The 24,154-nt window shown below is 49.8% G+C and carries 21 protein-coding genes and 1 pseudogene; 16 read left to right on the forward strand and 6 right to left on the reverse strand.

The features are described from left to right. Positions 1–154: 154 nt before the first annotated feature. From SLIP_RS04340 to SLIP_RS04360, 6 genes are all read left to right on the forward strand, one after another. On the forward strand, positions 155–1,339 hold the full coding sequence (locus SLIP_RS04340) for an acetyl-CoA C-acetyltransferase (protein WP_013175062.1): 1,185 nt from the start codon (positions 155–157) through the stop codon (positions 1,337–1,339). A gap of 96 nt (positions 1,340–1,435) precedes the next feature. Continuing rightward, positions 1,436–3,268, forward strand: a complete 1,833-nt coding sequence (locus SLIP_RS04345; protein WP_013175063.1) for an acyl-CoA dehydrogenase family protein — start codon at positions 1,436–1,438, stop codon at positions 3,266–3,268. A 704-nt stretch (positions 3,269–3,972) separates the two neighbouring features. Next, positions 3,973–5,331 carry a butyryl-CoA:acetate CoA-transferase gene (locus tag SLIP_RS04350; protein ID WP_013175064.1) on the forward strand — a complete coding sequence of 453 codons (1,359 nt, stop codon included), beginning with the start codon at positions 3,973–3,975 and terminating at the stop codon, positions 5,329–5,331. Positions 5,332–5,569: 238 nt separating this feature from the next. Then, positions 5,570–7,762: a sigma 54-interacting transcriptional regulator gene (locus tag SLIP_RS04355; RefSeq protein ID WP_013175065.1), complete on the forward strand. Its 2,193-nt coding sequence runs from the start codon at positions 5,570–5,572 to the stop codon at positions 7,760–7,762. A gap of 178 nt (positions 7,763–7,940) precedes the next feature. Beyond that, positions 7,941–8,081 carry a hypothetical protein gene (locus SLIP_RS12715; protein ID WP_169303745.1) on the forward strand — a complete coding sequence of 47 codons (141 nt, stop codon included), beginning with the start codon at positions 7,941–7,943 and terminating at the stop codon, positions 8,079–8,081. Between the two features lie 481 nt (positions 8,082–8,562). Further along, positions 8,563–9,705 carry an acyl-CoA dehydrogenase gene (locus tag SLIP_RS04360; protein ID WP_013175066.1) on the forward strand — a complete coding sequence of 381 codons (1,143 nt, stop codon included), beginning with the start codon at positions 8,563–8,565 and terminating at the stop codon, positions 9,703–9,705. 29 nt (positions 9,706–9,734) lie between these two features. Here SLIP_RS04360 and SLIP_RS04365 read toward each other — a convergent pair whose 3' ends face one another. Further along, entirely contained in the window at positions 9,735–10,688 is a 954-nt protein-coding gene (locus tag SLIP_RS04365) for a diguanylate cyclase (RefSeq protein WP_013175067.1), read from the reverse strand. Positions 10,689–11,059: 371 nt separating this feature from the next. Between SLIP_RS04365 and SLIP_RS12550 the strand changes: the two genes are divergently transcribed. Beyond that, positions 11,060–11,326 carry a hypothetical protein gene (locus SLIP_RS12550; RefSeq protein WP_148216512.1) on the forward strand — a complete coding sequence of 89 codons (267 nt, stop codon included), beginning with the start codon at positions 11,060–11,062 and terminating at the stop codon, positions 11,324–11,326. A gap of 108 nt (positions 11,327–11,434) precedes the next feature. Next, on the forward strand, positions 11,435–12,790 hold the full coding sequence (locus SLIP_RS04375; protein WP_242649122.1) for a stalk domain-containing protein: 1,356 nt from the start codon (positions 11,435–11,437) through the stop codon (positions 12,788–12,790). A gap of 44 nt (positions 12,791–12,834) precedes the next feature. On the opposite strand, the gene rpmB is transcribed toward SLIP_RS04375, so the two are convergent. Further along, positions 12,835–13,023 (reverse strand): 50S ribosomal protein L28, encoded by a 189-nt coding sequence (gene rpmB / locus SLIP_RS04380; RefSeq protein ID WP_013175070.1) that lies wholly within the window; start codon positions 13,021–13,023, stop codon positions 12,835–12,837. A 139-nt stretch (positions 13,024–13,162) separates the two neighbouring features. Between rpmB and SLIP_RS04385 the strand changes: the two genes are divergently transcribed. The 5 genes and pseudogenes from SLIP_RS04385 to SLIP_RS12885 form a co-directional block, all read left to right on the forward strand. After that, positions 13,163–13,522 carry an Asp23/Gls24 family envelope stress response protein gene (locus tag SLIP_RS04385; protein ID WP_013175071.1) on the forward strand — a complete coding sequence of 120 codons (360 nt, stop codon included), beginning with the start codon at positions 13,163–13,165 and terminating at the stop codon, positions 13,520–13,522. A 13-nt stretch (positions 13,523–13,535) separates the two neighbouring features. Then, positions 13,536–15,182, forward strand: coding sequence for a DAK2 domain-containing protein (locus SLIP_RS04390; RefSeq protein ID WP_013175072.1), 1,647 nt, complete (start codon positions 13,536–13,538; stop codon positions 15,180–15,182). Between the two features lie 48 nt (positions 15,183–15,230). Beyond that, entirely contained in the window at positions 15,231–17,294 is a 2,064-nt protein-coding gene (gene recG, locus SLIP_RS04395) for an ATP-dependent DNA helicase RecG (protein WP_013175073.1), read from the forward strand. A gap of 131 nt (positions 17,295–17,425) precedes the next feature. Further along, positions 17,426–17,560, forward strand: coding sequence for a small, acid-soluble spore protein, alpha/beta type (locus SLIP_RS12325; protein WP_013175074.1), 135 nt, complete (start codon positions 17,426–17,428; stop codon positions 17,558–17,560). 84 nt (positions 17,561–17,644) lie between these two features. Continuing rightward, positions 17,645–17,842, forward strand: a pseudogene (locus SLIP_RS12885) (alpha/beta-type small acid-soluble spore protein); the annotation flags it as partial. A 208-nt stretch (positions 17,843–18,050) separates the two neighbouring features. Here the strand turns inward: SLIP_RS12885 and gpr are convergent. Then, entirely contained in the window at positions 18,051–19,013 is a 963-nt protein-coding gene (gpr, locus tag SLIP_RS04405; RefSeq protein ID WP_013175076.1) for a GPR endopeptidase, read from the reverse strand. Positions 19,014–19,310: 297 nt separating this feature from the next. On the opposite strand from gpr, the gene rsmD reads away from it, so the two are divergent. Together rsmD and SLIP_RS04415 are read left to right on the forward strand one after the other, a co-directional pair. Next, positions 19,311–19,883 carry a 16S rRNA (guanine(966)-N(2))-methyltransferase RsmD gene (rsmD, locus tag SLIP_RS04410; RefSeq protein ID WP_013175077.1) on the forward strand — a complete coding sequence of 191 codons (573 nt, stop codon included), beginning with the start codon at positions 19,311–19,313 and terminating at the stop codon, positions 19,881–19,883. Then, complete coding sequence (locus SLIP_RS04415; RefSeq protein ID WP_013175078.1) at positions 19,883–20,344, forward strand: ATP synthase subunit B family protein; 462 nt, start codon at positions 19,883–19,885, stop codon at positions 20,342–20,344. The genes rsmD and SLIP_RS04415 overlap by 1 nt, the downstream gene beginning before the upstream one ends. A gap of 118 nt (positions 20,345–20,462) precedes the next feature. Here the strand turns inward: SLIP_RS04415 and SLIP_RS04420 are convergent, their stop codons facing one another. From SLIP_RS04420 to ylbJ, 3 genes are all read right to left on the reverse strand, one after another. Beyond that, positions 20,463–21,263 (reverse strand): S-methyl-5'-thioadenosine phosphorylase, encoded by an 801-nt coding sequence (locus SLIP_RS04420; protein ID WP_013175079.1) that lies wholly within the window; start codon positions 21,261–21,263, stop codon positions 20,463–20,465. A gap of 19 nt (positions 21,264–21,282) precedes the next feature. After that, complete coding sequence (locus SLIP_RS04425) at positions 21,283–21,801, reverse strand: adenine phosphoribosyltransferase (RefSeq protein WP_013175080.1); 519 nt, start codon at positions 21,799–21,801, stop codon at positions 21,283–21,285. Positions 21,802–21,894: 93 nt separating this feature from the next. After that, entirely contained in the window at positions 21,895–23,097 is a 1,203-nt protein-coding gene (gene ylbJ / locus SLIP_RS04430) for a sporulation integral membrane protein YlbJ (RefSeq protein ID WP_013175081.1), read from the reverse strand. A 234-nt stretch (positions 23,098–23,331) separates the two neighbouring features. On the opposite strand from ylbJ, the gene SLIP_RS04435 reads away from it, so the two are divergent. Then, a complete protein-coding gene (locus tag SLIP_RS04435) occupies positions 23,332–24,135 on the forward strand; it encodes a patatin-like phospholipase family protein (protein ID WP_013175082.1) in 804 nt (267 codons plus the stop codon). The last annotated feature ends 19 nt before the right edge of the window (positions 24,136–24,154 follow it).

A 24,154-nucleotide genomic window follows, 5' to 3' on the forward strand; every position in this document is an offset into this window, starting at 1 on the left:
TAACGTATATTTAAAGGTGAACAAGACATAACAAGCAAACATCTGCACATAATGTCTGGGGGGAGGGATCGGAAACCTGCCCGGGGGAGTTAGGTGGTTTAGAAGAAGACATCAAGTTCAGTTTTTTTAAGTTATCTTTTGAGGAGGTAAGAGGATGAGCAGAGAGGTCGTTTTGGTAGGGGCATGTCGCACTCCGATAGGGACTTTTGGAGGGACTCTTAAGGACATGACGGCGGTACAGTTGGGTACAATCGTCATGAAGGAAGCATTGAAGAGAGCCGGGATCTCAGGGGACCAGGTAGATGAGGTAATATTCGGATGTGTGTTGCAGGCAGGACAGGGACAGAACGTTGCCCGCCAGTGTGCTATTCATGCGGGGATACCGGAAACGGTCACGTCGTTCACCATTAACAAGGTATGCGGTTCTGGTCTAAGAGCAGTCAGCCTTGCGGCGCAGATCATCAAAGCAGGGGACGCTGACATTGTATTGGCTGGCGGCACCGAGAGCATGACCAACGCTCCTTATCTGGTTCCTAAAGCCCGTTACGGATATCGCATGGGCGACGGCAAGCTGGTGGACGAGATGGTGTTCGGCGGGTTGACCGACATCTTCAACGGGTATCACATGGGGATTACCGCGGAGAATGTAAACGAAATGTATGGGATAACCAGGGAGGAACAGGACGAATTTGGATTAAGGAGCCAGGAGAGGGCTTTCGCAGCTATAGAATCTGGCAGATTTAAGGACGAGATCGTGCCGGTAGTCATCAAGACCAAGAAGGGCGAGGTAGTTTTCGATACAGATGAACATCCCCGCCGTACTACGATGGAGGCCTTGGCCAAGCTAAAACCGGCGTTTAAGAAAGACGGCAGTGTAACTGCAGGTAACGCTTCGGGGATAAACGACGGGGCAGCGGCGGTAGTAGTCATGTCGAAAGAAAAGGCGGACGAACTGGGAATCAAGCCGATGGCCAGAGTAGTAAGCTATGCCTCGGGCGGGGTGGATCCCAAGATTATGGGTGTAGGACCTGTACCTGCTACTAAGAAAGCATTAGCCAAAGCCGGATTAACCTTAGACGATATAGATCTGATTGAAGCCAACGAAGCATTTGCTGCCCAATCCATAGCGGTGGCACGCGATATGGGCTGGGACAAGATGATGGACAAGGTTAACGTAAACGGAGGGGCAATAGCCCTGGGTCATCCGATCGGAGCTTCTGGTTGTCGTATACTCGTAACTCTGCTCTATGAAATGCAAAAGAGGAACGCGAAGCGGGGACTGGCAACCTTGTGTATCGGTGGTGGACAAGGGACCACGCTTATTGTCGAGAGTTTATAGTGGGTCAGTCCTGTACAGAGACTGGATGACGGTCTGAAAGCCAATGATATTGGCGGGAAGACATAGTCAGACATAAATAGTAAGGAGGGAATTGTTGTGCCTCATAATAACTATTTGCTCCAGACGCGCGATATTAAGTTTGTTATTAAAGAATGGCTGGAGACGGAAAGGCTGCTGTCCATGGATGCCTACAAAGACTACTACGGAGTTGACGATTTTGATTCTATCCTCGACGTCAACTACAAGGTCTGCCGCGATGTAATGTGCCCGGCCAACAAGGACGCAGATGAGATTGGAATGAAGTTTGTCGGCGGCAACGAGCAGGCGGTTGTGAGTCCAGAGTCCTTCAAGAAAGTCTATAATACGGTGATGGAAGCCGGGTTGGGCCCACAGTTTGGAGACCGTTCCGCGGAAGGGCGCATGCCGCTCAGCTGGTACGCCCCCATCCTGGAGATGCAGACGGCTGCGTCGCCGGCTATCGTCATGTTTTGGTGCCTGACCCAAGGGGCGACCACCATTATTCAATATAACTGTTCAGAGTTTCTGAAGAACCTTTTCCTGCCTAAAATGTATACGGGCGAATGGGCTGGAACCATGTGTCTGACCGAGCCCCAGGCTGGTTCTGACCTGAACGCGGTTGCTACCCGCGCATTCCCTACGGACAAGAAAGGGATCTACAAGATTAAGGGACAGAAGTGCTTCATTACTTCGGGGGACCACGATCTGAGCAAGAATATAATTCACATGGTTTTGGCTAAGACCCCGGATGCTCTGCCTGGCACCGCCGGTATTTCGTTGTTTATTGTTCCTAAGTTCTGGGTAGATGAGAACGGGAACGTGGGGGGCTGGAACGACGTAACCACCGTCGGCATCGAGCACAAGATGGGGCTCCATGGATCCTCTACCTGTACCCTGGCGTTTGGCGAGAACGATAACTGCTACGGCTATCTAGTAGGCGAGGAGCCGGTAGGAGGGCGCGGCAAAGGCCTGTCCTACATGTTCCAGATGATGAACGAAGAGCGCCTGAACACCGGGTTGTTCGCTCTTGGAACCATCACATCGGCATACTATGCAGCTCTAGACTACACCAAAATTCGCGTGCAGAGCCCGTCCTTCAAAAACCCGAAAGGGCCGGCTGTACGTATAATCGAGCACGAGGACGTCAGGCGCATGCTCATGTATCAGAAGTCCTGTATGGAAGCGATTAGAGCTCTCATCTACTCGACCTATTTCCATGTCGACCTGATTCACGATTCCCCTGACCCAGCAGAGCGGGAGTGGGCTGACGACGTCTTCATGATTCAGAACCCGCTGTGCAAAGCATACTCCTCCGATATGGCTTGGTTATTGACTGCGGAAGCTATCCAGTGTCACGGCGGTTACGGCTATATGGAAGAGTACGCTCCGGCTTCACTGGCACGTGACTGCAAGATCTACGCTATATGGGAAGGAACTAACTTCATCCAGGCCAATGACCTTACCGGCCGCAAGTTCTCCATGAAGAAGGGAGAACCGTTTAGGAAGTGGGTCGACGCTATTGGTGAATTCATAGCCCAGAAGAAGACGCCGGAGTTTGCTAACGAATTCGCGATGATGGAAGAGGCGTTTGCCACCTACAAACAAATCTTAGCGACTAACGAGTCCTGGAAAGCTACCCGTCCCGAACTAACACCGTTATTCGCAACTCGCATACTGCACGCGACTGCCATGGTTAAGTGCGGCCAGCTTCTGCTCGACCAGGGTTTGTTAGCAGCCAAGAAACTGGCTGAACTAGGCGAAGACCATTACGATGCCAATTTCTACAAGGGCAAGATCGCAAGCGCCAAGTTCTATGTTATGAACGTTGTACCTAACGTGTTTGGTATCGACAAGGCCATGAAGGCAGCGGACACCAGCGCTATCGATCTGCCAGAAGAGGCATATATGTAAACGTGATAGCCAGGGGGTCGAAGCAAGCTCGTGTTTTAAGGTACGATTAGACCAGGGAAAATATAACTACTGAAACGTCGGCGGGGTCTATAGACCTCGCCTTCTTTTGTGTAGAGCAGTTGCAACAGCGCATCATAAGATGCAGAGCGACATCTACCGATTTACTTTGTCGGTGGCAGCAAGATACTGAAGAGCGACATAAATAGGCGTCAATCGCCCCGCGGCGCGGAATATATTGTTTTGACGGTGAGAGCGCAGGTCTGCGAGATGCGCGATGGCATCAGACGTGGGGGATGACATGATGATAAAGTGCATCACAAACAAGCTGTTAAGTGTTTTCTATGACTTAAAGAGATACGATTTGCGGTGAATTGAAGCTAGAAAGGTCCGGGTAAACCGCGGTGTGGCGGGCGTTTATCATTAAGGAGGGGTCACATGGCACGGTAGTTGCTTATATGTAGTCATTGGGATACGAGTATAACAGCGCATCGACCTAGAGAAAGAGATCGACTCCCTCGCCATGCTGCTCTATGGTGCAGGGGTGTAAGGGGCAATAGGATTCTCTAGTAGAGGTAAGAGTAGCAGGTGTCATAGGAAGAATGATAACCAAGTACCCGTACAAGTTGCCTGTATCATAGAGCGGCGGCCTTTTTTTATTAGGCACCAAAATAAAAAGATAAATGAGAGAAGGAGGGTGTTTTGTAGTGGGGTTGATGGATGAGTACAGAAGCAAGCTAGTCACAGCAGAGCAGGCAGTCAAGGTTGTAAAATCGGGGGACTGGGTTGATTACGGCTGGTGCGTCGGACATGCATATGAACTGGACAAAGCCCTAGCCGCCCGGGCCGAGGAGCTTACCGACGTAAAAGTCAGAGGCGGAGTAACCCTGTGGATGCCAGAAATATTCAAGATTGAAAACCCGGGAGACCATTTCACGTGGATGAGCTGGCATTTTATGGGAGTTGATCGCAAAATCTACGAGATGGGTTGTGGATATTACGGCCCCATCAAGTACAATGAACTACCCCGGTACTATCGTAACCACGTTAAAGATGTAGATGTGGCGATGTTCCAAGTAGCCCCTATGGACAGGCACGGTTACTTCAATTTTGGACCGCAAACATCGCACATGATGGCAGTCTGCGAGCGAGCCAAGATCATCATCGTTGAAGTCAACGAAAACATGCCGAGGTGTTTGGGGGGGTACGAGAGCGAGATTCACATATCTAAGGTAGACTACATTGTAGAAGGACCCAATCCTCCTCTGGCTCAGCTTCCGTCGGCTCCACCTACGGAAGTGGACAAAAGAGTAGCAGAATTAATAGTGAGCCAGATTGGCGACGGAGCTTGTCTGCAGCTGGGGACAGGCTGGATGCCAAATGCGGTCGGGACGATGATAGCCGAGTCCGACTTGAAGGATCTCGGGGTACACACCGAGATGTACGTCGACGCGTTCGTTGATATTTACAATGCTGGGAAAATAACGGGAGCCAGAAAATCCATTGATCGCTTCCGGCAGGCTTTTGCTTTTGGAGCAGGTACGAATAAACTGTACGAGTTCGTGAACGATAATCCCGGAGTAGCCAGCTATCCCGTAGATTATACCAATCATCCCTCTCAGGTAGCCAAGCTGGACAACTTTATTTCCATAAACAACGCGATTGAGATAGACTTATTCGGGCAGGTTTGTTCGGAGTCTTCAGGTATTCGACACATAAGCGGCACCGGGGGACAGCTTGATTTCGTGCAGGGGGCGTATGATTCCCGAGGAGGGAAGAGTTTCATCTGTTTATCCTCAACCTATGGTAAGAAAGGAGAACTTAAATCCAGAATAGTTCCTACTTTGACTCCGGGAAGCATTGTTACCGACCCTCGTACGGCGACGCACATAATTGTTACCGAATATGGAATGGCTAACCTAAAGGGATTGAGTACCTGGGAAAGAGCTGAAGCTATAATCAACATCGCTCATCCTGACTTCCGGGACCAGCTGATTGCCGAAGCTGAAAAAATGAAGATCTGGAGGAGAAGCAACAAGCGGGGTTCGCAAACGGTTGTGGCTTAGAATTCGAAGGTCTGGACAGGCTGGAGAAAGTTTTGTGGTTTTACAGGTTCCGGTTGCATTTTAGAGAAGGTGCTGATATTTGAGGAATCTCCGTAACAGCGGGGTTGGAGAAACCCCGCTGTAAGTTTATGATTCGTGAACTGATAGGGGCGATGTTGCTATCGAATTAGAGCTGCTTGTGTTATAGAATAAGTTAATGGGGAAAACAAGATGAAACTGGATGGGGTGAGGGAGAGCTATGAAGTTTAAAGAAGTTATGACCCCTAATCCGCTGACTTTGAGCCCTGACCAGACGGTTAGAGAGGTCGCCTCGATTTTCTTAGGAAGACGTATCGACGGTGCTCCAGTAGTAAACGAGTGGGGTGAGCTCATCGGGCTTTTTACCAAAAGCCATATAATGCGGGTAGTGGCCGAAGGAAGGGATCTCGATACACCGGTAAGAGACTTGATGACTAAGGACAACATAATAACCGCAGGGCCAGAGGACGACATCGACGATTTCTATCAAGGACCGGAAGAGATATCGGGGACCAAGGTCATCGACCCCTTACACGGGTTTATGGGGGGCGAGGTTGCCATCCAAAAAGCCCAGTTCGGAAGGCTGCCTATTGTCGAAGGTAAGAAAGTCGTAGGTATGTTTACCCGGACTGATACCACCAAGGTGTTCCTGGAGCAGTTGCAAAAGGTAGGCAGCGAGTTGGTGACCATACTCGATTCGGTTCACAACGGGATACTGTCTGTGGATCGCCGTGGGGACATCAGGGTATTCAACCGGGCTGCCGAAAGGCTCTTGGGGAAATCGGCAGAGGCGGTTCTGGGCAAAAACGCCAAAGCCTGTTTTCCCACCACCAAGATACTGGAAACCCTGAAAACCGGTGAAGCCAGGTACGCGGTGAGGGTGAACATCAACAACAAGACCTTGATTTCGAACCACGCACCGATTATCAAAGACGGGGAAATCATAGGGGCGGTTGCGGTTTTTCAGGATATCACGGAACTGGAAGAGATATCACGAGAATTGGAGTACACCAAAGAGTTAAACGCGGAACTAGACGCCATCTTCGAGTCTTCCTATGACGGGCTTTTCGTTACCGACGGGAACGGGGTTGTGGTTAGGTTAAACAAGGCTTTGGAAAGGACTACTGGCCTCAAAGGGGAAGAAATGCTGGGCAAAAACATGAGGGAACTGGTGGACACGGGTTACTTTTCCGATTCAGTCACTTTGCTGGCTATTGAGAAACGGGAACCCGTTACCTTGCTGGAGAAAACCGGTGCTGGGAAAATAATCTTGGTTACAGGTAACCCAATATTCAACCAAAAGGGAGAAGTTGTACGGGTTTTGACCAACTGCCGGGATATCACTGAGCTTACGGAACTGCGGGATAAGCTGGAGCGGATGCAGGGGTTGTCGAAACACTATGCTACCCAATTACAGCAACTGCGTATGAAATATGCGGAGTGGCAGCACATGGTTATCAGTTCTGCGAAGATGGAGAACCTCATGGAGTTGGTGGTACGGCTGGCTCAAGTAGATTCCACGATACTGATACAAGGGGAATCCGGGGTCGGCAAAGAGTTAATCGCGGAGACTATTCACGCCAACAGCCCCCGGCGCAAGGGGCCTTTCATCAAGGTTAACTGCGGTGCGATTCCCGAGAACCTTTTGGAGTCGGAGCTCTTCGGTTATGAGGAAGGGGCTTTTACCGGGGCCAGAAAAGAGGGTAAAGCCGGGACCTTTGAACTGGCCGGCGGGGGCATCCTGTTCTTAGACGAAATAGGCGAATTGCCCCTGAACCTGCAGGTGAAACTGCTAAGGGTGCTGCAGGATCGGGAAATCACCCGGGTAGGCGGAACCAAGTCTATCCCCATAGATGTCCGTATAATCGCAGGTACTAACCGAGACCTGGCTAAAATGGTGGAAGAGAAACTGTTCCGTGAAGACCTCTTTTACCGTTTAAACGTGGTACCTCTGGTAGTTCCTCCTCTGCGCGAGCGTTTGGAGGAGATTCCCGCTTTTGTGAGCCATTTTCTTAACAAGTATAACCAGAGGTACAGTTTGCACAAGCGAGTGGCACCAGAGGTGATCGACGCTTTCATGCAGTATAACTGGCCCGGTAACGTACGTGAATTAGAAAACTTGATTGAACGATTGGTTGTTACTACTGCGCACGATACCATAACCTGCGAAGACTTGCCGCCCTATTTGGGAGGAAGCAGGGCTAATCAGGTCACTTCTGAGATAGCAGTCTCGGAAGTAATTCCGTTGAGGTATGCCATTGAAGCCTTGGAAAAGCAATTGCTGGAGAAGGCTTTTGCCAAGTACAAAACAACCCGTAAAATAGCCAAAGAGTTAGGCGTAAACCAGTCAACCGTGGTCAGGAAAGCGGCAAAGTACGGGTTAGGTACCCACCGAACCGCTGTGAATACCTAACGATATTGATGCAATAGGGCAATAATCGATGCACTAGTGCGCAGTAGTGTGCGATGTCGTAGGGCATCGTTAGCGACTAAATGCTATCCTGGTTAGGGCTTGTAAAGGCGAAAACCGCTGTGAAATATATAACAATTGAGCAAGAAGGGTGTCGGTCTTGCAGGGTGGGCGTCCGGGGATGCAGCTAAGCATCGAAAATCAAGATGTGATGTCGAATGACATCAACCTGTTCGCCCGCCGCGAGTTTCTTCAAGCCCAAGCTCAAAGTTGTCTTCTGAGAAGTTCAGGCTGGACGGGCATTCCTGGGACCGGCGTATAAGCGAGAAAAAAGCTTAGGAGACGGACAAAACTTGGCACATTAATTGCATCTTCTATAGGGTGTGGGTATAATAACTAATGGTTAACGGTTTAGTTTTGACTCCCTCGCCATGCTGCTCTACGGTACGGAACTTGAATAGAAGGTTTTGCCTTAGTGGCTGGAAACCTTGTTGATACAGTGACGTGTCTAGTGGTCTGCCCACAGATAGATGCCTGTATCGTAGAGCGGCGGCTTTTTTTTATGTGGTAGTAGTGGATGGTAGTGCATGGAAAAGTATACAGGGAATTTATGGGCTCGGTTAAGCTATCCATAACCAGCCCTTTTACAAAATCATGGATACGAGCACACGGTTCCGACTAGAAACTGGGAAGTAGTTATTATCCCAGTTTTTTTTATGTTTATAATGGATGTTAGTGGAGTATATTGCCCTTGCTTGCAAAAACCAAAGGGATTGGCGTACACTGGTGAGGGAGGGGGAACCGTGCATTTCCGACTGAGCGAAGATCAGCAGATGTTCAAGAAAATGGTGAGGGATTTCGCCGAGAATGAGATACTACCGACTGCTGCGGAAAGGGATCGGGAACAAAGGTTTGATCCCAGTATATGGCGCAAGATGGCAGAGCTGGACTTGTGTGGCATCCCGTTTGAGCAAGAGTACGGTGGAGCCGGACTTGGCTATCTCAGCTACATCATCGCGGTAGAAGAATTATCGCGCGTGTGTGCCGCTACCGGCATAACTCTTTCTTCCCATATTTCGCTTTGCTGCTGGCCTATTCATGAATACGCTCGACCAGAGCAAAAGGCGAAGTATCTAAGGATGCTGACGTCAGGCGAAAAGATGGGGGCGTTTGCTATGACGGAGCCTTGGGCGGGGAGTGATGCCAGCAGCATACGAACCCGTTGTCGGCTAGAGGGAGATGAGTGGGTCTTGGACGGCACCAAGTTATTTACCACTAATGCTCCCTACGCGGACATCTACATTGTGATGGCGCGGACAGGCAGCGCCGATGACAGGCACCGTAATACATGCGCCCTGGTGGTTGAAAAGGGTTCCCCGGGGTTTACTTTTGGTAGGCAGGATGACAAGATGGGTATTCGTGGTTCAGCTACGTGCCAACTGGTGTTCGATAACTGCCGCATACCGAGGGAGAACCTGTTGGGACAGGTAGGAGAAGGCTTTGCCATAGCTATGAGGACTTTGGACGGGGGTCGAATCGGAGTGGCAGCTCAGGCTGTGGGTATTGCCCAAGCGGCTTACGAATACGCTCTCAGGTACGCGAAGGAGAGGATTCAGTTCGAGAAGCCAATAGCTACTTTTCAAGCTATACAGTTTAAGCTGGCTGATATGGCGACGAGGATTGAAGCAGCTCGTCTTTTGACCTATCAAGCGGCCTGGCTCCAAGAAAACGGTTTTCCTTACTCCAAAGAAAGCGCCTTCGCGAAGGTGTTCGCTGGCGACGTGGCTATGTGGGTTACTACAGAGGCGGTACAGGTGCTGGGAGGGCATGGCTATATAAAAGACCACCCGGTGGAGCGCTATATGAGGGATGCTAAGATAACTCAGATCTATGAAGGAACGGCTGAGGTCCAAAAGATGGTTATAGCGAATCACATCCTCAAGTGAATCGCATGCGGGCTTCCTTCTGACAGTTGTTACTCTTCTCTAAATACTCTGATTGAGTTTCTACCAGCGTTCTTGGCTAGGTACAGCGCTTGGTCAGCTTTGCGGATGATCTCGTAGTAACTGAAGTCCGGATTGTCCGGTTGGAAACAGCTGATACCTATACTGACGGTAAGACGGTTATGTGGCGGGTTAGCAGGATGCACGATGTTTTTCTTCGCGATTTCTTCCTGGATGCGTTGTGCAATGCGCATTCCGTCGGGACAGTCCGTCTGAGGAAGGATGACTACGATTTCTTCTCCTCCGTAGCGAGCCACGAAGTCGTAGGAGCGGACGGAGTTTTTGAATATCTCCCCTAGGGTTCTGAGAACACGGTCACCGGCCTGGTGTCCGAAGTAATCATTGAATTTTTTAAAGAAGTCAATGTCGGCGATGAGTAAACAATACGGTTGATGTAATCTTACGGCCTGGTTGTGAACTCTTTCGATTTCCATTTCGAAGGCGCGGCGGTTTCCTATCAGCATCAACTCGTCGGTCAAAGACAGTATTTGGAGCTTTTCGGCCAACAGCGACAGCTGCTCGTTCTTTTCTTTGAGTTCGTCTGCATACTGTTTCAGTTTGAGCTGAGTCTTGACTCGCACCCATATTTCCTCGAGGAAAAAAGGCTTGGTGACAAAATCTACTGCTCCCTCTTCAAAGGCCTTCACAATAGCTTCCCGGTCGTTGCGCGACGTGACAAATATCACGGGGATATCTTTTGTGAGTTCATTTTCCTTGAGCGCAGCGCAAACCTCGAAACCGTTCTTGTCGGGTAGAACCAAATCCAACAAAATAATATCAGGCTCCAACAACTTGGCCATCTCAATACCGGAGCTGCCGGTCGCCGCCCAGAAAGATTCCCAATCCTCTTTGGCAAATATCTGTTCCAAGAGTCTAAAACTCAGCTTTTCGTCATCGACTACCAGAACCCTAGTCTTGCGCGACATTATCTCGTATCTCCTCACTTCCGCGGCTACAGAACCGGTCACAGGCCCACGACTATATTATAGCAGGATGAAAAACCTTGGGTAACAAAAATCAGGGGCCCGGATCGGTATTCATTGTTCATTGCTTTTCCATCGAACAACCGGCTTTTAGATTTTCCTACCGAAACACTAGGTTGGTCATTACCAGACTGAGGTTCGAATTTTCGAGAATTTATGGTAAGATGTTGATTACTGGGACCGGTACCATGGCGCAACGATTGTTCGTAACAACTGGACAGGCCTTTGCATTGAGGGAAGCGCCTGTGGTTGCAATCACCGGGAAAAAAGCAATGATTGGGCCAGGCGATGATGATAGGAGGAGCGGGAAGGAAATGGAGGAGTATAAAGGATTAAGCGGTGCTCTAACGGATTCTAGAATTGGGACTGTTGATAAATTACGGCTTGGAGTAATAGCTGCCCAAGTAAAGAGGACCAGGGATCCGGCTAGACTAAGAGAAATACTGGAACAGAACCGGGATTTGGTGCAACGGTTAATAAAGAAAGGCGTGGTCAGTTCCCAGCAGGTAGAAGAGGCGGAAAAGAAACTGAAAGAGATGGAGGCCAAAGGTGAGCTTTGCGACCTAAGCAGCTTTCTATGAGAAAAAGCGGGGCATTTTTGATATTGCGGCGGGAAGGCAGGATGTTGGCTGAGGGTGTCGTATACATGATTATATGAGAAAACGTGAGACACTTACGAGGGTGGAGGAGTGAAGACTGACGTGAGAAGAGCCTTGGTCATTTTCACTGTTATGGCCTGGTTGGGGATGTTTTTCGGTTATCTTCCTTCGGCTCACGCAGCCGATAACGGGCTTAAGATAATGATAAATGGTAGCTCGATAAAGGTGCCAGCGGGCGACCAGGCACCGTTTTGCCTGCAGGGACGTACATATGTCCCGCTCCGGGTTATTAGCGAAGGACTCGGAGCCCGGGTTGAATGGCGGGCAAGTACCAGGCAAGTGGTAATTTACACTCCAGGTGCTGTGGTTTCGCCAGTAGCCCAACCTGTTTTAAGGAACGGGAATCGGAGCGATATTGAGGTCGTAATAAATGGGCAGGTTCTGGTCATACCGCCTGAGTATGGCAGGGTAATGGTAACCAGGTTAGGGAGAACTGTGGTTCCTATGAGGGTCATCGGCCAGGCCCTGGGGTGTCAGGTGACCTGGGATGCTGCTACGCGGACCGTGTTTGTCACTTCTAATCCTGTGGCTTCCGATTCTACCGAGGATTCCACCGGGGGTCCTAACGGAGGGGTTGATGAAAACGCAGACAAGACGCGTTTGGTACAGGAACTAGCCAGCTATCATACCAACCTGAAGTTGTCGGACGGGACGGTAATCAATACACAGGATCTGACTTCGAAAGATATTTCCACGTTCAGCGAGGCTGACCTTCAGTTATTCCAGACGGCCTTGAAAGAGCTTCAGAAGTATACAAAAGAAATACAATTGCCCGACGGTACAGTTATTCCCACCTGGTCTCTGGAGATCAAAGGGAAGTCGATTGCTACTGCCGACCAGCTAAAATCCTGGATACAGGCAGAAACCCCGAGGATCCAGGCTAAGATGGAGCAGAACGGCCGGGTTTTCCAGCCGATACCGCTCGAGCTTGTAGATCTTTACCTCCAAATAGGTTCTGAATATGGAATCAGAGGCGATCTGGCTTTTTGCCAGGCGGTTAAGGAAACCGAGTACTTCCAGTTCACGGGTCTGGTTCAGTCGTGGCAGAATAACTACTGCGGGTTGTGGGCTACAGGCTCTGCTTGCACGGGGCAGGAATCCCTGAACGGGGCAGATCCTGGTATGGTAAAGTTCCAGCCTGGAGTGCACGGGGCCATATTCTCGTCGCCGGCTGCAGGGGTAGAAGCCCACATACAGCATCTCTACGCTTATGCAACCAAGGAATCATTACCATCAGGAAAGGTGCTGTGTGATCCCCGGTTTGGGCTGGTAGCCAGGGGAAGTGCTCCTACTTGGCAAGGATTAAATGCTCGCTGGGCAGTTCCGGGAATTACCTACGGGCAGAGCATAATCCAAGATTACTGGCTAAAAGCCTTAAACAGGTAAAACAAAACTTAAGCCTTAGACTGGGCTAAGGCTTGTGTTATCAACTATATGGCTCTTTGAACTTTGCCGGAACGAAGACAGCGGGTACATACGTATGTCTTCTGGGGTTGGCCGTCAACCAGAATTCGGACTTTCTGCACATTTGGTTTCCATTTGCGGTTGGTTCTTATGTGGGAGTGGCTGTACTGCTTCCCAAAAACAATTCCCTTGCCGCAGATTTCACACTTGGCCACTTTTGCTTCCTCCTCTCGTTGAAAGTACACGCTCCCATTGTATCAAAACGGGCGGGAGAGGGCAAGAAAACCGGGTATACATTTCTGGACTCAGGCAATGATGTGAATATAAATATAGTAACAAGGAGGAGCGGTAAGTATGTTCTTGGTTGCTGAGAGCGAGTTGGGTAAAGTGGATATCAGTAGAGAAGCCGTGGAGACAGTTGTAGGCCTGGCCACGGTCGATTGTTATGGCTTGGTGGGAATGGTTCCACGCAAGTGGGCAGATGGTGTCAGCGATATTCTGGGCCGCGAATCCGTGCGAAAAGGGGTTGAGGTCAAGGAAGAGGAAGAAGGGCTGATCGTGGATGTTTTCGTCGTAATCAGTTATGGGACTAAGATATCGGAGGTGGCCCTAAACATTATGCAGAAAATAAGGTACGTGATGCAGGAGGTTGCGGGGCTTAGGGTGGCAAGAGTCAACGTAAATGTTCAAAGTGTCAGGGTTATCAAGGAGTAGGGAGGATATTCATTTGAACCTAGAACGAATGAACGGGCAAGATCTAGCTAACATGCTGAAAGCCGGTTGTGCAAACCTTGAGTTACATAAAGAAAAAGTCAACGCTATGAACGTTTTTCCGGTACCTGATGGAGATACGGGAACCAACATGTATTTGACCCTGGTAGCTACCGTCAAAGAGGTGGAAAAGGAAAAGAGCACGTCAATAGGTACGGTAGCTCAAGCTATGGCCAGGGGTTCTCTGATGGGAGCTCGTGGCAATTCTGGGGTAATACTATCCCAGGTTTTCAGGGGGATGGCTAAGTATCTCGACGGTAAAGAAGAGATTACTTCATTGGAACTTGGTAGGGCTTTGCAGGCAGGCTGTGACACAGCCTATCGAGCGGTTATGAAACCGGTAGAAGGTACCATCCTTACTTTTGTTAAAGAAATAGCCCGGGCAGCGGTGACCGCGGCTGGGAGTGGGCTTGATATAATTGGAACCTTACAGGCAGGCCTTGATCAAGGGAGAAAAACACTAGCCAAGACCCCGCAGATGTTGCCGATTCTAAGGGAAGCCGGGGTAGTAGATGCTGGAGGGCAGGGGCTTTTATATTTTCTTGAGGGAGCCTTGAACGCATGGAGCTTTTATGAAAGCGGGCAAGTAGTGGATGTAGCTAAAGAAACCGGCTATGTGCCTCAGGATGTACGGGAAGCAGGGAAGGTAGATCTCGAGTTTCGCTATTGTACTGAGGTGCTCATCCAGGGACAGAAACTCGACCAAGATGCTATCAGGGACAGGCTTTTAGGTATAGGGGATTCGCTTTTGGTGGTGGGGGATGATAGCCTGATAAAGGTGCATATTCATTCCAATCACCCGGGTAAAGTACTTGAGGCATGTATCGAATTTGGCAGCCTGCATGATATCAAGATTAATAACATGCAGGATGAAAGCGAGGAGCGCCAGCGTAACTTGACGGAGGAATCTAACATAATTCAGGATTCCTGGGCAGAACCAAAACGAAGGTTAGGAGTCGTGGCAGTAGCAGCAGGTACTGGCATAAATGAGATTTTTAAGAGCCTAGGGGTTGACCAGGTGGTCGAAGGAGGGCAGACCATGAACCCGAGTACGGAGGAGCTGGTTCGGGCCTGTGAAGCCGTTAATGCGGAGCAGGTAATCATTTTGCCTAATAACAGCAACGTAATCCTGGCGGCCGAACAAGCAAAATATCTGTGCCAGCGACGGATCGAAGTTGTTCCCACCAGAAGCATTACGGAAGGTATGGCAGCTCTTATCGCGTATGATGCTGAAGGTGATCCGGAAGGCGTGATTTCCGCTATGAAAGAAAGGATGGCCAGCATCAAGAGTGCGGAAATAACCTATGCGGTTCGGGATACGGTCATAAACGGGATTGACATGAAGGCAGGTAACATTATCGGGCTAGTTGATGGCGAGGTAAGAGTGGCAGGAGAAACCGTTGAGGCCGTAGTCTTGAACCTCCTCCGCGAGATAGTCGATCCTGATACCCATGAGCTGATTACCCTCATATACGGCGAACACGTTGCCGCCGAGGACGCGGAAGCGCTGAAGACGAAGGTTGGAGAGACTTTCCCTTTCTGTGAGGTTGATCTGCACTTTGGAGGCCAGCCTCATTACCACTACTTCATATCTGTCGAGTAGGGGTTTCAAGCCTCGGGACTTATATGGTGCCGGTTCGAGGAATTGACCATGGAGGTAGACCTGAGTTACTTAGAGAAATCTATTCGCTTTATTAAGGGTGTTGGACCAGGCCGCTTTGCTTCTTTACAGAGGTTGGGGATAGAGAGCGTCTGGGACATGCTGTGGCATGTTCCCAGACATTATTTTGACTGGGCTGCAGCCAAGGGCTTGGATCAGATTCGGGTGGGACAAGTGAATACCGTCAAAGGGATTGTTAAGAGCATCAGTTTGACCAAGTCAGCCCGGGGGACTGTTGTAGTGAAGGCTTGGCTGGAAGATGGGAACGCCGGGATCGTCGCCGTTTGGTTCAACCAAAGATACATCAAGCAAGTATTGCACCCCGGGATCCCTATTCTGGTAACAGGCAAGGTGAATATGATCCGGGGCAACCCAGAACTTTGGGTAAGTCAGTACGAGACTTTAAACAGCGGGAGTCCTGCCTATCGGGTTGGGATTGTGCCATTTTACCCTTCTACCGAGGGGTTGAACCAGAGGGTGTTACGTAGCATAGCTTACCAGGTGGTGCAGGAATATGCTGAAAAATATCCCGATATCATAGATCCGGTTGCTAGGAAAAGAATAGGATTGATCGATATTGAGTCTGCGATAAGAAACTTGCATTTCCCTAAAAATGTCCTAGACGTGGAACCGGCGCGGAGGCGGCTGGCTTTTGAAGAACTGCTCCTCTGGCAGTGGAACGTGAGACAGTTAAAGAATAGAGCGCGTGGTGAGTTGAAGGGACGGGGAGTAGCGCATCTTGGTGGTGATGAACTGGTTGAACAAGTGATATCTGCCTTGCCTTTTCAGCTGACTAAGGCCCAGCGTAGAGTGTTGGCAGAGATACGCGATGACCTAACTCGCCCCGACCCGATGAACAGGCTACTGCAGGGGGATGTAGGTTCGGGGAAAACTGTAGTAGCTGCTCTAGCCGCAGCTAAGATGGCCGGAGACGGTTATCAGATTGCTTTTATGGCTCCGACCGAGATACTGGCGGTTCAGCACTATAATTCCCTTCTGCGACTGGTGAGTCGCGTTCCCATAAGAGTGGCTTTGCTTACGGGCAAGACACCTTACAGCGAAAAGCGAAAGATCGTTGAAATGGCTAAAAGGCATGAACTCGACATCCTGGTAGGAACCCATGCGCTTATTACCGATACCGTGGAATTTGCTCGCTTGGGCCTGGTCGTGATCGATGAACAACAACGTTTTGGAGTAAAACAGAGGGCTTCCCTGGTAGGAAAAGGGAAGGGGTACCCCGACACTCTGGTTATGAGTGCTACTCCGATACCGCGCACCTTGGCTTTGGCCTTATGCGGGGACATGGACGTTTCTATCATCGATGAGATTCCTCCAGGGCGAAAGCGAGTCAGAACCTTCTTTATTACGGAAGCGGCGAAGAGCAAACTGTATCAATTTATCCGCCGCCAGGTTAATAAGGGACGGCAAGTTTACATTGTTTGTCCTCTGGTCGAAGAATCGGAGAAGCAAGACTTGTTGGCAGCTACAAGCTTGCAGCAAGAGCTTGCCAACTGTGTTTTTCCGGAGCTAAGGGTGGGTTTATTACACGGGCGCATGAAGAGCCCAGAGAAAGAAGCAGTGGCCGAAAGGTTCCGGCAGGGTCTGATCGATATCCTGGTCACGACCAGCGTCATAGAGGTCGGAATAGATGTTGCCAACGCTACCGTGATGGTGGTGGAACACGCGGAGAGGTTCGGATTGGCTCAACTTCACCAGTTGCGAGGAAGGGTTGGACGGGGAGGAGACCAGTCTTACTGCATACTGGTCGGTGACCCTAAGACCGAGGAAGCGAGAGCGAGGCTGAAGCTCATGGAAACTACGAATGACGGGTTCGAAATAGCCCGGGCGGATCTTGAGATGAGGGGGCCGGGGGATTTTTGGGGCGTGCGGCAGCACGGACTGCCCCAGTTTCGAGTAGCTGATTTGGGGCGAGACACCCATCTTTTAAAGACGGTTCACCGGGAGATAGCTGCGGGATTGACTCTTAACGAGGACTTAGCAAAGGCTTTGTCACGCTTACACCGAATGGAAAATAAAGTCAACTATAACCAATAATTATTGTCGCAAAAATCTGCGTTAATCAGCGTCTAAAATATTGCAAAAAGCTCACCTTAAGGTGGGCTTTTATTTTCTTACCAGTATCGAAGGCGAAAAAATTACAAAACCTATGTGTTGGAGGTGTGAATATGGAGAAACAAAAGGATGAACTCCGGCGTCTTGAAGACGAAACATCGCGAATGGAAAAGGTTAAGTACGAGGTTTCCCAAGAAATCGGTATAAATCAAAAAAAGAAGAAGAGTCAGGCATCGGAAACTAAATAAGAAAAGAGATAAAAATAATACCAGTATATATGCAACGAGGGTCGAGAAAAATAAGACCACAAATGACAAGGAGGTGAAATAGAAATGCCGCGTAAGGGTACCAACAATCGTATCCTGGTTCCTCAAGCTAGGGCGGCCATGGACCAGTTTAAGCAGGAGTCAGCTACTGAACTCGGTGTTCCCTTGAATGCCAGTTACAACGGAGAACTGACCACCCGGCAAGCAGGGAGTATCGGGGGCCAGATGGTGAAGAAGATGATTTTGGCCTACGAAAACAATCTGGCCGGTGGAAATCAGGTTTCGCTAAATCAGGTACAGGATCTTCAGCAAACCAAGCAGCAGATTCAGCAGTCAGTACAAAACGCTGGACAACCTGGTCAAAGCTACTAATTAAGCTTTGCCACTATGTGCAGGCCTAAATATCCACCATTTCAACAAGCGGATAGTTGTCAAGAGACTGTCCGCTTGTTTGTTTTTCGACTTTTGGCCGCTAAGAAGTGTAGAAACCAAAGCTTTCCTTAGGAATGCCAGGGAAAAGAGCGTAACTTATACCGGTGGATACTATGCGGGCGGTGTTTTCGATTAAGTCATCGATTTCCTTGGGGGTAACAGTTAGACTCCCGCCAAAGTAAGACAAGACGGCACGAATGGAGTTGAGGCTGATTTCTTGGTTGAATATGGCCCCGGTATTCTGGCAATATCGTTGGATGGCTTGGTTGGCGATAGTGGCGGCGCTCACGACCGTAGGCACTCCTATAGCGATTACCGGGATTCCTAAGGTTTCATGATTAATCGGTTCTCGAGGGTTGCCGATTCCGGAACCCGGCTGGATGCCTGTGTTAGAGATTTGAATACTCGTGCCAATTCGTTCTGTGCTTTGGGCAGCCAAGGCATCTATGACTACTACTAAGTCGCACTTGACATTTTGAACGATACCTTTGATTATTTCGACGGTTTCAATCCCGGTGGTGCCGAGAACACCGGGGGCTACGGCTGAAACGGGCCTCATTCCCGTAATCAAAGCCTCCGGAGCATATTTATGCAAGTGCCTGGTAACAGGTATATATTCCACGGTTTTAGGGCCTAAGGAGTCGGGCGTTGCCTTCCAATTACCCAATCCGATAATCAATACGTGGCTTTGGGGGCGTAAATGAGCAGACATTAGGGCGGTTAAGGCTTGAGCAACAGCCTGGCTGATCTCTTCTTGAACTTCAGGGTCTTTGAAGCGAAGGCGCTGTACCTCAATGGTCACGTAGGTTCCCATTGGTTTGCCCATTACCTGTTCGGCGTTTTTGTCTTTAATAGTAATGGTTGTAACTTTTCCGTTCGGAAGCTGCTGTACTCTTTCTTCTACTCCAGGAATTTCCCTGCCGGTTGCACCCCGTATGATATCGCGTGCTTCGAGTGCAAGGTCCACGCTGATTGAAAAAGCACGATAGAAATCTAAGTTCATCGATATTTGCCTCCCTTCAGAGTATAGTCTGCCGCGTCTGCCACTAAATATTCATTCATGACAAAAAGTGGCGGCCACCTAGGCCGCCGTTCGTTTGGGGAGAGGAGAATTTTGTAAAGTTGTTGGGGAGGGTTTGTTTTACCAGGTGTCTGCCCTGGCATTAAGTATGATGTCCGGTTTATGGACAAAACATACACGGTAAGAAAAAATTTTTTCTTATGCTATAATTCAGTTTAAAACGTGCCAAAAGAAGGTAAGAAGATGGTCAATGAAGAAGAATATTGGGGGAGTTGAGGGGTGCGAGTAATTTCGGGCACTGCTCGGGGCAAGAAACTAAAAGCTCCACCAGGGTTTATAACCCGCCCGCTTACGGATCGTATCAAAGAAGCCCTGTTCAATGTTTTGGGAGGGGAAATTGAAGACGCTAGGCTGTTAGATGTTTTTGCTGGAAGCGGGCAGGTTGGCATTGAAGCCCTGAGCCGTGGGGCCTCCTATGTCGTTTTTGTCGAAAAACACCCGGCCGCGATCAGGACGATTTATGCGAACCTTGACGGGTGTCGTTTTGCTTCCGGTTTTGAAGTATTAGGTATGGATGTTTTCAGAGCTTTGAGGATTCTGGTCGGGCGGGGAAAGGTTTTTGACGTTATATACGTGGACCCGCCGTTTGACCAGCCTGAGATATTTGTTCAAGTTCTTCAGGCTTTGGATAATAACCGTTTGTTAGCGGAAAGGGGGACGCTTGTAATCAGGGTACCTAGGAAACACGCTCTCCCTGAGCGACTTGCGTTTATTGCACAGTTTCGCATCGATGTTTACGGTGAGTCAGCCCTCATCTACTACAGGCAGCGGGAGAGAGAGGAGGAACTGTGATGGAGCTATGGGACATACTGGATGAAATGGAAGAAATAATCAAGTCGGCCATTCGCATTCCCTTTTCCGGTAAGGCAGTGATTGATGCTGATTTTCTCTTGGAGAAAATGGACCGGATCCGGGCCATATTGCCGGGAGAGCTGGAGGAGGCCAGAAGCCTGTTACAGGAGCAGCAGGAGATGTTTAATGAGGCTAATCGGGCTGCGCAGCAGATTATTGATGAAAGCAAGTACCAAGCGGCGCGGATAATTGAGCATAGCGAGATTACCAAACAAGCGGAGAGCGTGTCCAAAGAGATCATCACCAAAGCGGAAGAGCTGGCACGCGAAATCAAACTCGAGGCCAACCAATACGCTGACGAGCTCCTGACTTACATGGAAAGGGTTTTAAGAGAAGGGCTGAACAGCATCCAAAAAGGAAGATCGCAACTGAAAGAGCTTATCGATCAGGATCTTCGTTGAAAAGAGTCCTAACCAAAGGAAAAACCCTTCCTCTGTTGCCCTGTGAGGAAGGGTTTATGAGACTTGGTTGGGAGTAAAACGTAGAACCTGCTGAGTTCTTAAGGCTTTAAGCAATGATTCAGTTCAGCCTTCCATCCAGTAAGTGACGGTAACAGTTGCATCCTGGTTCATCGGGTATGGCGGCTATCAACCCGTGGAGCAGGGTACGGAGTTTGTCGTTGTTTTGTTTGAACACTTCGATGACCTGCTCGTGAGTGACGGGTGCGATGTCGGGATTTCCTTCTAAGCCGACATCATAGTCGGTGATTAAGGAGATATTCACATAGCACATTCCGAGTTCTCGGGCTAACACACACTCAGGGTACTGGGTCATGTTGATAACTTCCCAGCCGTGACTGGAGAACCACTTGCTTTCCGCTCGGGTCGAAAACCGCGGGCCTTGAATGACCACGACCGTTCCCGTTTCGTGAACCGTGATACCGAGTTTTCTTGCTTCCCTTATCGCAAGTTCCCGTAGTTCGGGACAATATGGGTCTGCAGTCGAAATATGCGTGGTTATAGGACCATCATAGAAGGTGTCTTTCCGACCACGCGTGCGATCCACAAACTGGTCGCAGATCACGAAGTCTCCAGGTTTGATGTGGGGTTGAAGACTTCCCGCGGCACAGGGACCTATTACCCGGGTGACTCCCAGCTCTTTCATGGCCCAGAGGTTGGCCCGAAAATTAATCATGTGCGGTGGGAGTTGATGTTCCTTGCCGTGGCGAGGCAGGAATGCCACCCGTTTGCCACCGATGGTAGTCAAGGTTATTTTGTCGCTAGGAGCTCCAAACGGGGTATCGATCTTTATCTCTTCTACCCCTTCCATGCGGTAAAACCCGGATCCTCCAAAAACTCCGATATCAGCTCTTTTTTCCATATATTTCCCTCCCATAGGACTAATACGTGATCATCGTGAACACATCATAACCTGTTAACTTGTCTCGCCCTTTCAGGAATGTGAGTTCAATCAGAAAGGCAAAGCCTTCTACTTTACCTCCGAGTTGCTCTACCAGCGACTTAGCCGCATTCGCCGTTCCACCCGTTGCCAAAAGGTCATCGACGATTAGAACCTTCTGCCCGGGAAGAATAGCATCGCGGTGCATCTCGACCGTCTCTTTTCCATACTCTAATTCATACGTCGCGCTGATGGTTTCGGCAGGTAGCTTGCCCATCTTGCGAACCGGAATCAGTCCTACCCCTAAGGCTGCAGCCAAGGGGGCTCCGAAGATATAGCCTCGGGACTCGATAGCCACTACCGCATCTATCCCCCGTTGCCGGTAACGTTCAACCAAAGTGTCAATGACTTCTTTAAAAGCTGGCCCGTCTTTCAACAAAGTGGTGATATCCTTAAAAATTACCCCTGGCGTTGGAAAGTCCGGAACATCCCGGATCTTTTCTCTCAAGTGATCGAACATGTTTACACTCCCTCCCCATTCTGGTATGGTCATCGCATCAGTACTTCTACGTCACAAACAGAAAGTCCTGCCGATAAAGTCAATCTTCTTTACCTAACGTTGGCGGGAAACTGCATACTTAACCACACCTGACAAAAGGCAAGCGAACAATAATACGATACCTGCTGCCAACAAGGGGAAAAGATAAGCCCCTACCGACGGGTTATAGTGAACTGGGGACATCAATAGGCTGCGAGGAAAAACCTCGACCAGGCGTTTTGTCAAAATAACATGGTAGGCCACGTAGGTAAAAACAGAGGCCAGAAGCATTTGGAGGAGTCGGGAGCGCAGATAGAAAGAGAGCCGGATGGGCGTTCCAGAGACTATGCTCATGACCTGGGAAATGATGGATATGCCGCTCCAGGCCATAGCCGCACTGACTGCTACCAGCTGTTGCAAAAGGGAGGCTTCCGACGACGTGATGGATTTGGTTCCAAGCGTCATTTCGAACAGGCCGATGCTGAGACCATAGGCCAGTGAGTATGGAAGATGCAAACCAACGGCCGCCTGTTGCAGGAACTTCGCGATAAGGTCGATAAAACCCAAAGCCTGCAGCATCCTGGTAATAACCGAGAACATAACGATAAACCCGCCAACGCCGACTACACTGGCTATGGCCTTGCGGATAGAGTCGCCCATAATTTTTCCGATGCTCGTATGACTGTTTTGACAAGTCCGCAACACTTGGAGTAAAGAAGCTTGTCGATCCTGGTTCTGAGGCCCGGGGGAGTTACTTTTTTCGCTGGAGTCACTGGCCATTCGTCCCCAGATGAAGCCTACGGTCAGATTTGCCAAGTAATGGCTGCCTGCCAGAATGTATCCCGCTTCGGGCAATCCAAACATTCCAACCGCGACTGTCTCTAAAATGAAAAGCGGGCTGGCGTTGTTGGTGAACGAAACTAGTCTTTCTGCTTCCTTGATATTGAGCAACTTTTCTTCCAGTAACCTGCGAGTGAGGAAGGCTCCAACCGGAAACCCAGAGGTGAATCCCATAACGATGACGAACGAGCTGGCACCCGGCAGGCGAAAGAACGGTCGGGTAATCGGTTCTAAAAGCCAACCCAACAAACGGACGAACCCAAACTGAACCAGCAATTCACTGGCAACGAAAAACGGAAACAGGGCCGGGAGCACCAGGCGAAACCAAAGATCTATTCCGTCGGCAGCGGACTTGATGGTAAGAGTTGGGTTGATTATCATAAAACCAGCTAGTAAAACAGTCACGATGATCCCAAACGGGACGTACCAGTAACTCAAAGGTTTAACACCTCGCGAGACTCAGATTTCCGCAGAACCGCTTTGCTGACCAATCACTTGCTAAAAAGTATGGTGCTGACCGCCTGCCGCGAACCTGGCAAGTCGGTTGCCAAGAGTACCTGAAGGACTGGGATTGACTTTCGGTAGCCAAGCCGGTTAAGCTACGCGGGTTTAGGGAAGTTGCTTGAACGTGAACCTCTTAGAAATATATGAAGACGGAGGTGAGCTGAGAATATGACGGAGCAAGACTTGTCATGCGAAAAGAGCAGACCACGGGTGGGACTTGTGCTGGGAGCTGGGAGTGCAAGGGGATTGGCCCACATCGGGGTTTTGCAGGTCTTGAGAGAACACAGGATACCTTTCGATTTCATTGTGGGCAGCAGTATGGGAGCTTTAGTCGGGGCCGTTTTTGCAGCCGGGGCTGACCTTGATCTACTGGCCAAGTTAGCGGTCAACTTGAATGTCAACATGCTGCTCGATATTGGTGTTCCTCGAATGGGTTTCATCAATGGTAAGAAAGTACAGGAGTTTATTCATCTGCTAACCAAGGGGAAAAGCTTCGAAGAGCTCAGCTTACCTCTGGCGGTGGTAGCCACAGACATACTTACGGGCGAAAGCGTGGTTCTAAACCGGGGGGTGGTGAGCGAAGCGGTTCGAGCCAGTATAGCAATACCAGGGGTGTTTGTCCCGGTAGAATACGAAGGGAGGCTGTTGGTAGACGGAGCGGTTACAAGCCGGCTACCTATAGAAACAGCTCGCGACATGGGAGCAGAACGCGTTATCGCTGTAGACGTGAATTTTGCGGAAGCCGCGCAACCCCGGATAAGAAATGCTATTCACGTCATCTTGGCATCGATAGACCTTTTAGAGCGGCAGATTTTTACCGGGCTGGTCAAACCCCAGGCCGATATACTGGTTCAACCTAAGCTGGGACATATAAGTTCCAGCGGTTTTGACCGGGCCGAGGAGTGTATTCAAAGGGGCCGGGAAGCGGTGCTGGAAAGACTGGACGAGATAAAAAGGGCTGTAAATGTTTGAGGGTGGGGCGAAGCCTGAG

The sequence above is a fragment of the Syntrophothermus lipocalidus DSM 12680 genome (genome assembly GCF_000092405.1).
GTDB lineage: Bacteria > Bacillota > Syntrophomonadia > Syntrophomonadales > Syntrophothermaceae > Syntrophothermus > Syntrophothermus lipocalidus.